Here is a 13897-nt window from a genome sequence, read left to right on the forward strand (position 1 = left end):
TCTGTATAATTAAATTACCTTTTAGGTAATTTAATTATATCATCTTTAGAAAACAAAAACCAGCCAAAAGTTAATTTGGCTGGGATTTCAAATCTGATAGATGTATCTAACCATTTCCCCATCACCCTTCAAATTCTTTCAAAAACTTTTTGAGTTCAGCATCGGCTTCTGGTGTGGTTCCGTGTAGTTGACCGAGCATTTCGAGTAGGGAAGCGGTTTGGTTTTGGATTGCTTGATTGGTCGTGTTAATCTTGCTAACGATGTCTGTCAGTGGTTCGACTTCTTCTTCCTCAAAGGTATCTACATAGCGAGGGATATTGAGGTTGTAGTCATTTTCGACGATTTCTTCATAGCTTGCTAGATGGGCAAACTTATCAATCTCCTCACGTGACTTGTAGGCTTCCAGAATCTTCTCGATATGAGCATCCGTCATGATATTTTGATTTTTCCCTTTATCAAACTCCTTAGAAGCATCGATAAAGTAGACATCACGGTTGGTACGGTTCTTTTTGAGAATGATAACCGTGGTCGGAATGCTGGTATTAAAGAAGATATTGGCTGGTAGACCGATAACCGTGTCAATGGCCCCTTCTTCTAGCAAGGCCTTCCGAATAGTTCCTTCCGCATTCCCACGGAAAAGCACACCGTGGGGAAGGACGATAGCCATGACCCCATTATCCTGTTTGAGATGGTAGTAACCATGCAAGAGAAAGGCAAAGTCAGCCTTGGACTGAGGCGCTAGTTTCCCAAAAGGAGAGAAACGAGGATCATTCAGGAAGCCAGAATTAGCTGACCACTTGGCAGAGTAGGGAGGATTCATGAGAACACCGTCAAAGTTAGTCGGTTCTTGAGTCGGCCAGTCTTCATCCAGTGTATCAGCATTGTGGAGAAATTGATTCTCAACAGGAACACCGTGTAGGATCATGTTCATCCGAGCCAAGTTATAGGTCGAGGTATTGAGTTCCTGACCAAAGTAGACCACTGTCTGCGGTTTATGAGAATATTTCTTGGCGTTGAGCAAGAGAGAGCCAGAACCCATAGTCGCATCATAGATGGTAAAGCCTAGCTGATCCTCACGCCCCAAAAAGGCAATCTGAGTCATGAGTTTGGCAACAGGCTGAGGTGTATAGAACTCACCAGCCTTCTTACCCGAGTCAGTCGCAAACTGACCAATCAGATACTCATAAGCATCACCCAGCATATCACCAGCATGACCAGCTACATCTAGCACAGCCAACTCTTTCATAACCGCTGCCACCGTTTGGTTTTGCTTTTGCGGCGTTGCCCCTAGCTTTTTGGAATAGAGGTCAATATCTTCAAAGAGATTTTCATAGAGTTCATCACTCTGCTCAATATCTCGAAAACCCTGAGCCAAATCTTCCAACTGGAAAGCCCCCTCATTGACACGTGCTACCAGAGCCGTAAAGGTCAACTCAGGCTTGATACTATAGTTGAGTTCGCCCTTCAGAACTTCAAGAAGATCCTCGTGGGTATCCGCATCCCCATAGTAGTTACGATAGACCTCAAGGGCAGCCTCTAGATTCTCACTCCCCTCCTCCATAGTCTCCGCCACGAAAAAGAGCATCTTATCTGACAGGTACTTGTAAAAGACCATGCCCAAAAGATAGGACTTGTAGTCGTTGGCATCCATCTTAGAGCGGAGAACATCCGCTGAGTTCCACAGGGCTTGGTAGAGCGACTGGTAAGTTTGTGTTGTTTCTTTAATCATAGATCTAATTTTTTTCTTTCTTTTTAGACTACTGGAATTTTTAAAATTGAATATTTAAATCCCATGCTTTTTAATTGTTGAATCGCATTGAATAAATTAACCATTGAAAAGAATGGTAATATATCAGAATTTTTTACTCCTCCTGTTACTCGTTTATCGATGATTGCAAATACAATTTCAAACTCATTATTTGTCTCTGATAGATTCAGTATTTTACAACCGCACTTTTCATTAATGAATTCTTTCATTTTAATATCCTGAGCTAAAATAGTGGCAGATACAACACCCTGAGAAAATAAATGACTTAATTTTGACGAAGAACCTCCTTTTTTTACATGAATTAACTTTTTGTCTTTGGTCACAATATCTGCCACTTCAACACTACTTCTTCCATAGCTATCCCCATGATACATTTCTTTATCCAATATATAGTAATCTGGATGACTTGTAGAAAATGCTTTATTAAAATCTCCTTCATTCTGTCCATTAGAAGCTGGAGAAACAATTGGAAGCTCAGTATCCACAATATTATCAATTTCAGTTTTTATAGTATTAAAAAATTCTTTATTAATTTTATACCAAGAGCCATAACATAAAATATATTTTTCTTTGTTATAATCTATTTCGAAAATTAATGATGAATATAAGCTTCCAACTATTCTTTCCTCATCTGTGTCTTTATATTTGGTAACTAATTTATTCCGTTTTAAAGACGATATAAAAGAGCTATTTGAGCTATTTGATTTATTTTTTCTTCTTCTTATTGTTGAGAAATACGCATTCGAATCAATTTCAATTGAAAACTCTTTTTCTCTTTTTCCAGTTCCAGTAAGAAAAAAGCCTTCTATATTCTCCCAATCAAGTAAAGTATTAGGAGCAATGGTTGGATAGTTCCCCTTTGTCATCTCCACGTATAATTGATTATCTAAATCGGAACTTAATCTTTTTTCTCTTACTTCCAAAATATTATCAAGCCATGAAAAACCATTGTTTTTATAATCATCTTTTTTATAACTATCATAATAAAACCCAATACTGTCTTTAATATCAGTTATATTCATCTTTCGACTAGCTACTAAACTATCTGTTCCTACAAGAAAAGATGCTACACTCTCTAAAGAAGGCGCTCCTGAGACAGACTGTAATAGATTTCTCCTAGTATCTAGATCAAATATATCTTGAGAAGCGTAAATCGAACTTTGTCTTTGGGATGAGACTATGACATCTTCGATACTAGTTATATTCATACTTCTAATTTTATCTTTATCAATTAGATTAGCCGCTACTTTCAACCCAAAATTTCTAACTATCTTTAAATCATTTAGCATTGACCTGCCATAACCATAAGTTATACTAAAAAACCTATTTCTAAACTTCACTACAACCACGGCTTTATTGGGAACATTTTTTGAAAACTTTATTTTTTTGGCTGATAGTTGATTTAACTCATCCTGCCAAGAAGGTAATTTAGGATCTGAATTGTGAACAAATATTTTCCCCTCTAGTCCAATCACACTATTTAATGGGTATTCATCATATTTAAACTTATCTTTTAGGCAATCTTCAAATTTTTCAACTGATTTATTATTAAGAAACAAAGAAATTTGAGTAGTTTTTAATTTTTTCGTCATAGTCTCTCCAATCTTATATAAACATATCCTGCAAGAGTTTCTTTTTCAAAGCCTCAAGCTGAGTAATTTTTTCTTGATGAGAGTTGATGAGGTTATCGAGGTTAGAGAAATAGGTACCGATAGCTTGTTGTTCAGGAAGAGATGGCATAGATATTGAAATATTCTCTAAGTATGTGTAATAAAGATTCGCTACACTTCCACCTTCAACTCGTTTGGCAAACTCTTTTTTCATTTTTGCATTAAAATAATATGCGATAAACAACGGATTTTTAGGTGTATTATATACGGAAATCATTTCACCAATTGCAACATCTTTCAGTGACAACCAACTACAATTGGCAAAATCTAATGGATTTTCACCAACCCGAGGTACTAATACCTCATTACCAGAACTCAATTTCAAATTTTCTTTAGGAATTGATGTGTACGAGTATATTTTATCTATTTTTGTGGAGAATTTTGTATACAACTCGCCATAACGTACACACGGTGTTGTTGCCTTATCAGCCACCGACCATTTCGGGGCACTTTTTCCATAATAGAAAGAGCCAAACTCTCCAATTGTCCCTTTCTCCCACTCACCTTCAAATCCATCTAAACGAATCTCAGGAACTGTCTGTCCAACTTTAGGAAACATCTTGGAAAGCATTGTTGCCTTGAGAGATTGGTAGTTGGCGAGATTATCCTTGTAACTTGCTAGAAGGTCGTCGAGAGTGCTGAAGAGGGAGCCAATGGCGGATTGTTCAGCTAGAATAGGAACTGAAGTTTTTATAGAGTAAAAATCGCTATGATTTAAATCAGGTATGGTTGAGTTTCCTGCTCTAATTATGATTTCTTTTTGAATATTATTTGATGTTAACAGATAATATAAAAACATTTTAGAGGTTTCAAACTTATCATAATCAACCTTAAAAAAATTGTTATGAAATGCACCAGAAATATTTGTAATCACTTTTCCTGTATTTCCAGTTCTAGTCATTAAAATATCATCTACAGTGCAAATAACATTCTCAGATGGAGATTCAATATAATATTTCTTTGTAGAATTAGGATTTAAAAATTCATTTGTAATATAAAAATATCTATGTTTTCCAGCTTCTAAAAATCTACTAGAAATTGCAATTTGTAGACCTTGAGATAATTTTGTAAAGTTTTTAAATCTCTTTTTATCCCATTCTTCCTTAAAATAATCGAACCTAATTTCAGGCACATTATCATTTTCTTTTAATTTCATCCGTACTCCCACACTTTATTTAACAGCCAGTATCAAATTTCCAATAGTGTTTAAAGTGCTCTTCATAGTGATTGTCTTTAAAAATCTGATAAAAAAGATCTCTCATTTCATCTTTCATAATTCACAAACACATATTTTATAAAAAGTTTCCGAAAGAGCATTTAATTTTATATATTTTTTTCTTTCCTTAACTTTATGATCAAGCAACTCTTGTATCTTTATTTGACAATTCAATTTTTGAAATATTATATCATACGCTGAGGACGAGCGCACTAAACTATAATTTAAATCATCATTATAGTTATAACCATCAGGAATTTCAATCAAGCCTAACCTAACCAAATTTGCTAATGAAACTAAAACAACTTCATACTCTCTATCCATCCATGTAATATTTTCGATTGTAGTAACTTCAGAAATTTCATCACTATCAGTAATATATAAGTCAATAATAGGTTTAATTGGCCTCTCCATTATTTCTTTAAAAACAATCGCATCTATAGGACTTAGTTGTTTTATTATCTCAACAAACGAAGGATGCACTTTATCCTTCATCCCTAATACCATTGCTTTTGATAATAAATTTGCATATAAATTCCTAAGTTCCTCACTATCCATTGAATATGAGAGTGCAATAATTGCTGGTATCGCGACATGCGGTTCTGGACTAACCAACTCCTCTGGCTTAACATGCTTTAATCGTTCTGCCAGAAGTATTTTAGTTTTTTCAATGTTATATTCTTTATTCAGCAACCATATATCTAAAGGCTGAAAAAGAGCATTAATCAATTTAAGAGGTCTTGCAATAAATTGACCTATTTCCCTTATAGCCGGTTTGGCACCATCATCATAAATATTCGGAATCACTTCCTTACCGATTTTAATAAAATCTTCTTCGTCAAGCATTTGATACCTCTACAATAAAAATCAACAAATAAAATTTACAAAGAACTTATCGCTTTATACTTCTCAAAACTATACCGAGAAATTTCCTCAACTCCCAGCATCTGATATTTGTCTTTTACTTTCATAAAGTAAGAACCAATTAATTCTTTTGGAATTATTTCATTAGATAGTTCTTCCGCGTTCAAATCTCCTCGCATAGCCAACCATGGTTCCTCTTCATGAGTAAATTCTTCTAATACTTTTCCATTAAATATAGCAAAATTCCTCAATACACTATCTATTAAACTACATTCAAAAAATGTAAGGCTACCTCCAATATCACTCTTTATATTCAATTGAATGGGATTATATCCAAAAGATTGATATTTAAAATAAACATCTCTATATACAGGACCATGTACCCAAGCCTCGCAATCACTAGAAAAAATATAATCCTTCTTAAAAGCAAAATAAAATCCTTGTACATAGTATAAAAGTTTTTGTAAAGCTAACGGTGTAATCTCATTATTTTTTGATAATAAATAATGTATAACTTGAGTAAGTTTATCATCATTTTCATTATTTAAAACTTCATCAACCTTTTCTACACTCTTATTAAATGCTACATCTGTAATATTATCTTTATTTGTTACCAAAATTTCTTTAAAAATATCGGGGTTTTTTAATATTTCTTTCAATTTATCAGAATAAGCAGGTTTTGGAATATCACCATTTAAATATCTTTGAATAGTATTAATCCCCCATCCCAAAAGCTGAGCTAATGGTTTAGCTCCAATACTATATTTTTCAGTAATATTTATTATATCCTCATTTGAGATAATACCATTCTCACGCCTAAAAGCTTCATAGATAGCTTGTTTGTTATGTTCGTTAATTTCTTCAACATAAATAGGTTTATTACAATTAACACAATATGCAGTCTTACCTGAAAAAGTATATTTTTTCCCTTTTAATGACCGTGTTAATTCTTCGACAACTACTTTATAATTTACAGACTCTAAACAATTTTCGCATAATATTTTTTTATTATTCATTATTAGCGCTCCTTTCAAGAGAGAGGCCTTCTCTAAAAGAGAGAAAATTTATTTAAATTGATAATTCAATACTTTTGATTCATCTGGCCTATGAAAAGATACAACGACTAAAAAAGGTTGATGTCTATTATCGTCTTTAATTATTAGTTTAACGTACACAACAACCTGCAAGACATCACCAAATAAATCACTTAAAGAAAATTCCGGGGCAAACAGATAATAATCTTCATGATTCCGTGAAATATCGTACGGATGTAAGCATTCACAAAAATCACTATACTCGATTTGCATTAACAACTCACAAATTTTTTCATCATTCAAATCAAATTCAAATATGAATTCCTCATTCTTTTCACGGTTTTCTCCAGTTGAAATCCTATATCTTTTACACTGAATTAATTTTTTAATTTCTTTTAATAAATTTTCAATTTCTAATTGACTATACATTAAAAATATTTAACCTTTCTGTTCAATTTTCATTTAGTCCCCTCCTTATATCCACAACAATAGTACCATTTTTAAAAAATAAGTCAAAAAAAGCACTATTTTTTAAAAAAATAGTGCTAAAATATAAAACATTCAAAAACAATATAGTTTTCTTCCCGGCTTCCTTTATCTCCCAATCCTCAATGGCTCAATGACTTCCTCTACTAGCTGGGTATAGGCTTCCTTGATTTGTTTTTTATAGAGAAGAGGATTGAGGGCATCTGCCACTTCTATCTTATAGTCCTGATAGCGCTGGCTCTTGGTCAGCTGGCTCTCTCCCAGTTGTTTTTTAGCTCCCTTACGGTAGTGCTCGACATAGTAACGGAGTTCATCCTCTCCGACATACCAACGTTTTCTAAAGACTTGGATATGTTGCTGGATGACCGCCTCGATCATCTGATCCAAGATATTGGCGATAGACTGACCACGATAGCTTTCTGGATGTTCTTGTACCTCACTCCAAAGTTCCGTGATGATCTGGGCAAGATTTGGATTGGTCTTCTCAAGGCTCTGAATATAGTTATCCACTGCTTCCTTATCTTGGGCGCTTAGGTTCTTTTCTTGACTTCGACCTTGTTCAATCAGACTTTGGATCAAGGTTAGGATATAGGCATAGTTGATTTCGTCCACTTGAATAGACTCTAGTTCATAGTGAATATCAAGGGGCTCTCCATCGTCATCATCCTCTATTCGGCTTTTTAATTCTGCAAGGACATTGCGATAAAGACCCAGATACCTTTCCAACTTTTCTTCATCAAGTCCTGTCTGACTGTAAACTTCTTCCTCATCATACTCTTTATACACTCGAATAGAGGCTAGGTATTTATCAAGGGCTTGATAGGTTTTAGCTAGTTTCCTCAGCTCAGGTGTAGAGATTTGCTCGATTTGGAGTCCTTCCTCAGGATCATCGGTGATGAGATTTTGGAAATCACTGCAACTCCGTAAAAAGTTCCTCTTTTCCTCTTCCCAGCTTGGTGCTAGGACCTCATTTTCTCCGCCATTAGAGTAGAGCTTAAGGGCATTGTCGACGGCTTCCTTAAAGGCTTGAGGACGCTGGAAGGTGATGATATGGCCGAAGTGCTTCTTGTCATCAAAGATTCGATTGGTCCGGCTGAAGGCCTGGATCAAGTCCTGTGGGCGCATAGGCTTGCGATCGATAAAGAGTGTAGAAAGACACGGTGCATCAAAGCCTGTCAAGAGACGATCGACCACGATGACCAGATCCAACTGCTCATTGCGATAGAGGTACTTGTCCTGCTTTCTAGCAAGGCGATTATTGACATCGCTATTAAAGCCCCGCAGATCCGCTAGGCTAAAATGCGTGCCAAACTCTTGGTTGTAGTCCTCCATGACCTGCTTCATGTGGTCTTGGTAGCCGATGGATTCTTCCTCATTTTCAGACACCGAGTAAGTGATGGTAAACTTTGGAAAATCTGGCAAATGGCGTTTGACCCGCTCGGAGACCTTGACCCGCTCCTTGCCAGCGAGTATGCTCTTGAGCAGATTATAATAAGCCTGTGCTCGTGGGATGGACTTGACTGTCAAGATAGCCTCATAGCTCTTTCCGACCCCTTTAGGGATATTGAGCTGTTGCTGACTCTTATTGAGGATGGCATCTAGAACCTCTAGCATGTGCTCCTTGTCCTCATAGGCCTGGTCTGGAATCTCTTCTTCTAGGAGATCTGAGATGATGGTATTGCGGTAGTCGACCTTAAAGCCCAGAACCGCTCCATCATGAATGGCTTCCTTGACCGTGTACTCATGGAGACGGTCACCGTACTGTTGCTGGGTGGTTTGGGCAAGGTCTCCCACCTGCTGGCGTTTATTTTCCTTAAAGATGGGTGTGCCTGTAAATCCATACCAGAGGGACTGAGGGAAAAAGGATTTAATGTCTTTTTGTGTTTGTGGAGTCACGGCACGGTGGCATTCATCCACGACAAAGGCCACTCGGAGACCCTTGATTTTGTCCGCATCTCTTTGGTAAATTCCTTGTTCAAACTTGCGCATCATGGTGGTGATTTTCTGGATAGTGGTCACCACCACACGCTTATCATTACTTCCTAAACGCTTGACCAAATCATGGGTATTATCTGTCTCATCGATATCAATGACATCATTGGTCGCATAGGAGAGAAATGATGAGGTAGTCTGTTGGTCCAAGTCCCTGCGGTCAACGACAAAAATTGTTTTTTGGATAGAAGGAATCTGAAGGAGATTCCTCGCTACCTTATAGGAAGTCAGAGTCTTTCCTGAACCTGTCGTATGCCAGACATAGCCTGATGCTTGCTGGCGAGAGGCTTCTTGAACTGCTTCGATTGCGTGGATCTGATAGGGGCGCAAGAGGATGAGAGATTTCTTGCTATCATCAATAACAGAATACTGCATGACCATCTGATGGGCACGAGGGATAGAAAGGACTTCGTGGGCAAAGCTAGTCAGATTTGTCACAGGATGATTGTTCTTATCCACCCACTTGGTTAGAAATTGCTTGTTAAGTTTATTTTCACGAGCTGCAGCGATATAGCGAGTATCAACCTTGTTGGTCACAACAAACATCTGCAAGCTAGAGTAGATACCACGGAATTTCCCTTCACGGTCATATTTTTTTATCTGATGAAAAGCATCGATAAATGCTGCTTGGGAGCTCTTGAGCTCGATTTGAATCATAGGTAAGCCGTTGATGAGGAGAGTAACATCCAGTCTACGGTCTTGATCCAGAGGATTTACTTTTTCTCGTTGGACTTGATTGACAACTTCATAGCTAGACTTTCCAGCTGCGATATTGTCTCGCCAGATAACGGATAATCGGATGGTTCCTAGGCTTGCATCCTCTCTTTGAACCTCGACTTTGGCAATGCCGTTTTCACCGACCAACCACTTGGCAGCATCGTAGTAGCTGATAAAGTTGAGTTGGTTTTTTATCTGGCGTTTTTCCTGCTCTGTCAAAGGATGGTCTGCTAGTAGGGCTACGTTGTTTTGGGCTAGTTTCTCAAAGAAGTTCTCCCATAGTTGTTCTTCTGTTTTTAGGTCTTCTCGATAAGTCCATTGACTTTCCCCAGTTACCAGTTGGTTAATCAGTTGTTTTTCTATTTCCAGTTCTGGTTTTACCTGCATCATACTCTCTCCTTTGCTACATGTCTGCTCCCTTTATTATAGCATGTTTAGGCTCAAAATCCATCACTCTTCCCATTGTAAAAACAATCTTCCCCCTTTCTCCTCCAAAATATGGTATAGTAGAGTTATACTATCTATGAGGAGTTTACATGTCACAGGATAAACAAATGAAAGCTGTTTCTCCCCTTCTACAGCAAGTTATCAATATCTCATCGATTGTCGGTGGGGTTGGGAGTTTGATTTTCTGTATTTGGGCTTATCAGTCTGGGATTTTACAGTCTAAGGAAACCCTCTCTGCCTTTATCCAGCAGGCAGGTATCTGGGGGCCACCTCTCTTTATCTTTTTACAGATTTTACAGACGGTCGTCCCTATCATTCCTGGAGCCTTGACCTCGGTGGCCGGGGTCTTTATTTACGGACACATCATCGGTACGATCTACAACTATATCGGCATCGTGATTGGCTGTGCCATTATCTTTTATCTGGTGCGTCTCTATGGTGCTGCCTTTGTCCAGTCTGTCGTCAGCAAGCGCACCTATGACAAGTACATCGGCTGGCTGGATAAGGGCAATCGTTTTGACCGTTTCTTTATCTTTATGATGATTTGGCCCATTAGTCCAGCTGACTTTCTCTGTATGCTGGCTGCCCTGACCAAGATGAGTTTCAAGCGCTATATGACCATCATCATTCTGACCAAGCCCTTTACCCTCGTGGTTTATACCTACGGTCTGACCTATATTATTGACTTTTTCTGGCAAATGCTTTGACACATAAAAAATCCGTTTGGTTGCCCAAGCGGATTTTATGCTTTATTTTGAAACTTCTTTTGCAAGAACAAAGTTTCCAAGAGTAGCAGAACCATTTCCTGCTACTGCTGGCGTCACGATGTAATCACGCACATCTGGCACTGGTAGGTAACCATTGAGAAGAGATGTAAATTTCTCACGGACACGGTCCAGCATGTGTTGTTGAGCCATGACCCCTCCACCAAAGACAATCACATCTGGGCGGAAAGTCACTGTCGCATTAACCGCAGCTTGAGCGATATAGTAGGCTTGGACATCCCAAACAGGGTTGTTGAGTTCAATATTTTCCCCACGTACACCTGTACGAGCTTCCAAACTTGGACCAGCTGCATAACCTTCCAGACAGCCTTTGTGGAATGGACAAACACCGTTGAATTCTTTTTCAATATCCATTGGGTGTCTAGCAACATAATAATGACCCATCTCAGGGTGACCCACACCACCGATAAACTCACCACGTTGGATGACACCTGCACCGATACCTGTACCGATTGTGTAGTAAACCAAGTTTTCGATACGACCACCAGCATTGTTACGGGCAACCACTTCACCATAAGCAGAGCTGTTTACGTCTGTAGTGAAGTACATTGGCACGTTGAGGGCGCGACGAAGGGCACCAAGTAAGTCCACATTTGCCCAGTTTGGTTTTGGAGTCGTTGTGATAAAGCCATAAGTTTTTGAGTTTTTATCAATATCAATCGGACCAAATGAACCAACTGCAAGACCAGCAAGGTTGTCAAATTTTGAGAAGAACTCAATGGTTTTATCGATTGTTTCGATCGGAGTTGTTGTTGGAAATTGTGTTTTTTCTACAACGTTAAAGTTTTCATCACCGACAGCACAGACAAACTTTGTACCGCCCGCTTCCAAGCTTCCATATAATTTTGTCATGATAAACCTCTTGTTTTTATTTTCTTTATTATAGCATATTTCGAAAGTCTAAATTTCTCTATTTTTTAGATTTTCCTCTGTAAATCTTACCATTCAAGCAAAAACGAACAAACATGTCATTTGTTCGTTTTCATTTTGAGAGGATTAATTAGATTTTCACTTCAATAACAGCATCCCCCTTCGCAACTGAACCTGTTGCGACTGGAGCTACTGAAGCGTAGTCAGCTGTATTTGTAACGATAACCATTGTTGTATCATCAAGACCAGCTGCAGCGATTTTGTTTGAGTCAAATGTTCCTAGAACATCGCCAGCTTTAACCTTATCACCTTGAGCAACTTTTGCTTCAAAACCGTCACCGTTCATTGTTACAGTGTCGATACCAACGTGAATCAAAACTTCAGCACCATCAGTTGTTTTCAAACCAAAAGCGTGTCCTGTTGGAAATGCAATTGAAACTTCAGCATCAGCTGGTGCATATACCACACCTTGACTTGGTTTCACAGCGATACCTTGTCCCATAGCTCCGCTTGAGAAGACTGGGTCATTAACATCAGCAAGAGCTACAACATCACCAACGATAGGAGTTACAAGTGTTTCATTTTGAAGAGCTGCTGGAATGTTACCAGTTGTTTCTTCTTGGACCAAACGTTCTGTCTCTACTTCAGTAGCAACTTCTTTTTCATCCTCATAACCAAACATATAAGTAAGAGCGAAACCAAGAACGAATGATACAGCTACCATAAGAAGGTATTGGGCAAGTTGGCCGTTACCAATGTAAAGCATTGTACCAGGGATGATGGTGATACCATTACCAGTACCAGCAAGTCCAAGGATTGAAGCCAATCCACCACCGATTGCACCAGCAATCAATGAAAGGAAGAATGGTTTACGGAAGCGCAAGTTCACCCCGAAGATAGCAGGCTCTGTAATACCTAGGAAGGCAGAAAGAGCAGCTGGAAAAGCAAGTGTTTTCAGTTTTGGATTTTTCGTTTTCACACCAACCGCAACAGTCGCAGCACCTTGAGCTGTCATAGCGGCTGTAATGATAGCATTGAATGGGTTAGCATGGTCAGCAGCAAGCAATTGAACTTCAAGCAAGTTGAAGATGTGGTGTACACCTGACACGACGATCAATTGGTGAACCCCACCAATCAAGAAACCACCAAGACCAAATGGCAAGCCAAGAATTGCTTTTGTACCAATAAGGATGTAGTTTTCAACAACGTGGAAGACTGGTCCGATAACAAAGAGTCCAAGGATAGACATGACCAAAAGTGTCACGAATGGTGTTACCAAGAGGTCAATCACATCTGGAACAACTTTGCGGACAGCTTTTTCAAATTTAGCTCCGACAACCCCGATGATGAAGGCTGGAAGAACGGAACCTTGCAAACCAACAACTGGGATGAAACCAAAGAAGTTCATAGCTGTTACTTCACCACCTGAAGCAACCGCCCAAGCGTTTGGAAGTGAGCCAGAAACAAGCATCATACCAAGAACGATACCAACGGCCGGATTTCCACCGAATACACGGAAGGTTGACCACACAACCAAACCTGGCAAGATGATGAAGGCTGTATCTGTCAAGATTTGAGTGTAAGTTGTCACGTCAGCTGGAAGTGTCATTCCAAGAGCAGTTAAGAGACCACGCACACCCATGAAGAGACCTGTCGCTACGATAACTGGGATGATTGGAACGAAAACGTCACCGAAAGTACGGATAGCACGTTGGAACCAGTTCCCTTGTTTAGCAGCTTCTGCTTTCATGTCATCTTTAGATGATGTTGGCAAACCAAGCGCAACAACTTCATCGTACATTTTGTTAACTGTACCTGTACCAAAGATGATTTGGTATTGACCTGAGTTAAAGAAAGCACCTTGAACTTTTTCCAAGTTCTCAATCACTTCTTTATTGATTTTTCCTTCATCTTTGACCATGACACGAAGACGAGTCGCACAGTGGGCAACACTGTTGACATTTTCACGTCCGCCCAAGGCATCGATGACTTTTTTTGCAATTTCCTGATTGTTCATTTGCAAAAATCTCCTTATATAAAATTTTGTA

General features: G+C 38.5%; 10 protein-coding genes. 1 reads left to right on the top strand and 9 read right to left on the bottom strand.

Translation table 11 applies throughout. The annotated features are described in order from the left end of the window. Positions 1-121: 121 nt before the first annotated feature. The 7 genes from SK637_RS07440 to SK637_RS07470 form a co-directional block, all read right to left on the bottom strand. A complete protein-coding gene (locus SK637_RS07440) occupies positions 122-1729 on the bottom strand; it encodes a type I restriction-modification system subunit M (protein WP_078352767.1) in 1608 nt (535 codons plus the stop codon). A gap of 23 nt (positions 1730-1752) precedes the next feature. Continuing rightward, positions 1753-3360, bottom strand: coding sequence for a TIGR04141 family sporadically distributed protein (locus SK637_RS07445; RefSeq protein WP_033689207.1), 1608 nt, complete (start codon positions 3358-3360; stop codon positions 1753-1755). A gap of 13 nt (positions 3361-3373) precedes the next feature. After that, positions 3374-4594: a restriction endonuclease subunit S gene (locus SK637_RS10180; RefSeq protein WP_078352768.1), complete on the bottom strand. Its 1221-nt coding sequence runs from the start codon at positions 4592-4594 to the stop codon at positions 3374-3376. Between the two features lie 114 nt (positions 4595-4708). Further along, positions 4709-5500, bottom strand: a complete 792-nt coding sequence (locus SK637_RS07455; protein ID WP_033689208.1) for a DUF4393 domain-containing protein — start codon at positions 5498-5500, stop codon at positions 4709-4711. Positions 5501-5535: 35 nt separating this feature from the next. Continuing rightward, positions 5536-6534, bottom strand: coding sequence for a type II TA system antitoxin MqsA family protein (locus tag SK637_RS07460; RefSeq protein ID WP_033689209.1), 999 nt, complete (start codon positions 6532-6534; stop codon positions 5536-5538). A gap of 48 nt (positions 6535-6582) precedes the next feature. After that, positions 6583-6981, bottom strand: coding sequence for a type II toxin-antitoxin system MqsR family toxin (locus SK637_RS07465; RefSeq protein ID WP_033689210.1), 399 nt, complete (start codon positions 6979-6981; stop codon positions 6583-6585). Between the two features lie 165 nt (positions 6982-7146). Further along, positions 7147-10137, bottom strand: a complete 2991-nt coding sequence (locus SK637_RS07470; protein WP_033689211.1) for a type I restriction endonuclease subunit R — start codon at positions 10135-10137, stop codon at positions 7147-7149. A gap of 146 nt (positions 10138-10283) precedes the next feature. Between SK637_RS07470 and SK637_RS07475 the strand changes: the two genes are divergently transcribed. Then, positions 10284-10901 carry a TVP38/TMEM64 family protein gene (locus SK637_RS07475; RefSeq protein WP_033689212.1) on the top strand — a complete coding sequence of 206 codons (618 nt, stop codon included), beginning with the start codon at positions 10284-10286 and terminating at the stop codon, positions 10899-10901. A 42-nt stretch (positions 10902-10943) separates the two neighbouring features. Here SK637_RS07475 and scrK read toward each other — a convergent pair whose 3' ends face one another. Both scrK and SK637_RS07485 read right to left on the bottom strand, forming a co-directional pair. Further along, a complete protein-coding gene (gene scrK, locus SK637_RS07480; protein WP_000164316.1) occupies positions 10944-11831 on the bottom strand; it encodes a fructokinase ScrK in 888 nt (295 codons plus the stop codon). Between the two features lie 148 nt (positions 11832-11979). Further along, positions 11980-13866 (bottom strand): sucrose-specific PTS transporter subunit IIBC, encoded by a 1887-nt coding sequence (locus SK637_RS07485; protein WP_033689213.1) that lies wholly within the window; start codon positions 13864-13866, stop codon positions 11980-11982. Between the last annotated feature and the right edge of the window lie 31 nt (positions 13867-13897).

This window comes from Streptococcus mitis (genome assembly GCF_000722765.2).
In the GTDB taxonomy this organism is placed as follows: Bacteria; Bacillota; Bacilli; order Lactobacillales; family Streptococcaceae; genus Streptococcus; species Streptococcus mitis_AQ.

What these genes read in the sequence shown, in the direction of transcription:
- SK637_RS07445 (WP_033689207.1), bottom strand. Translation starts at nt 3,360, where the DNA reads ATGACGAAAAAATTAAAAACTACTCAAATTTCTTTGTTTCTTAATAAT.
- SK637_RS07485 (WP_033689213.1), bottom strand. Translation starts at nt 13,866, where the DNA reads ATGAACAATCAGGAAATTGCAAAAAAAGTCATCGATGCCTTGGGCGGA.
- SK637_RS07455 (WP_033689208.1), bottom strand. Translation starts at nt 5,500, where the DNA reads ATGCTTGACGAAGAAGATTTTATTAAAATCGGTAAGGAAGTGATTCCG.
- SK637_RS07460 (WP_033689209.1), bottom strand. Translation starts at nt 6,534, where the DNA reads ATGAATAATAAAAAAATATTATGCGAAAATTGTTTAGAGTCTGTAAAT.
- SK637_RS07475 (WP_033689212.1), top strand. Translation starts at nt 10,284, where the DNA reads ATGTCACAGGATAAACAAATGAAAGCTGTTTCTCCCCTTCTACAGCAA.
- SK637_RS07440 (WP_078352767.1), bottom strand. Translation starts at nt 1,729, where the DNA reads ATGATTAAAGAAACAACACAAACTTACCAGTCGCTCTACCAAGCCCTG.
- SK637_RS07465 (WP_033689210.1), bottom strand. Translation starts at nt 6,981, where the DNA reads ATGTATAGTCAATTAGAAATTGAAAATTTATTAAAAGAAATTAAAAAA.
- scrK (WP_000164316.1), bottom strand. Translation starts at nt 11,831, where the DNA reads ATGACAAAATTATATGGAAGCTTGGAAGCGGGCGGTACAAAGTTTGTC.
- SK637_RS07470 (WP_033689211.1), bottom strand. Translation starts at nt 10,137, where the DNA reads ATGATGCAGGTAAAACCAGAACTGGAAATAGAAAAACAACTGATTAAC.
- SK637_RS10180 (WP_078352768.1), bottom strand. Translation starts at nt 4,594, where the DNA reads ATGAAATTAAAAGAAAATGATAATGTGCCTGAAATTAGGTTCGATTAT.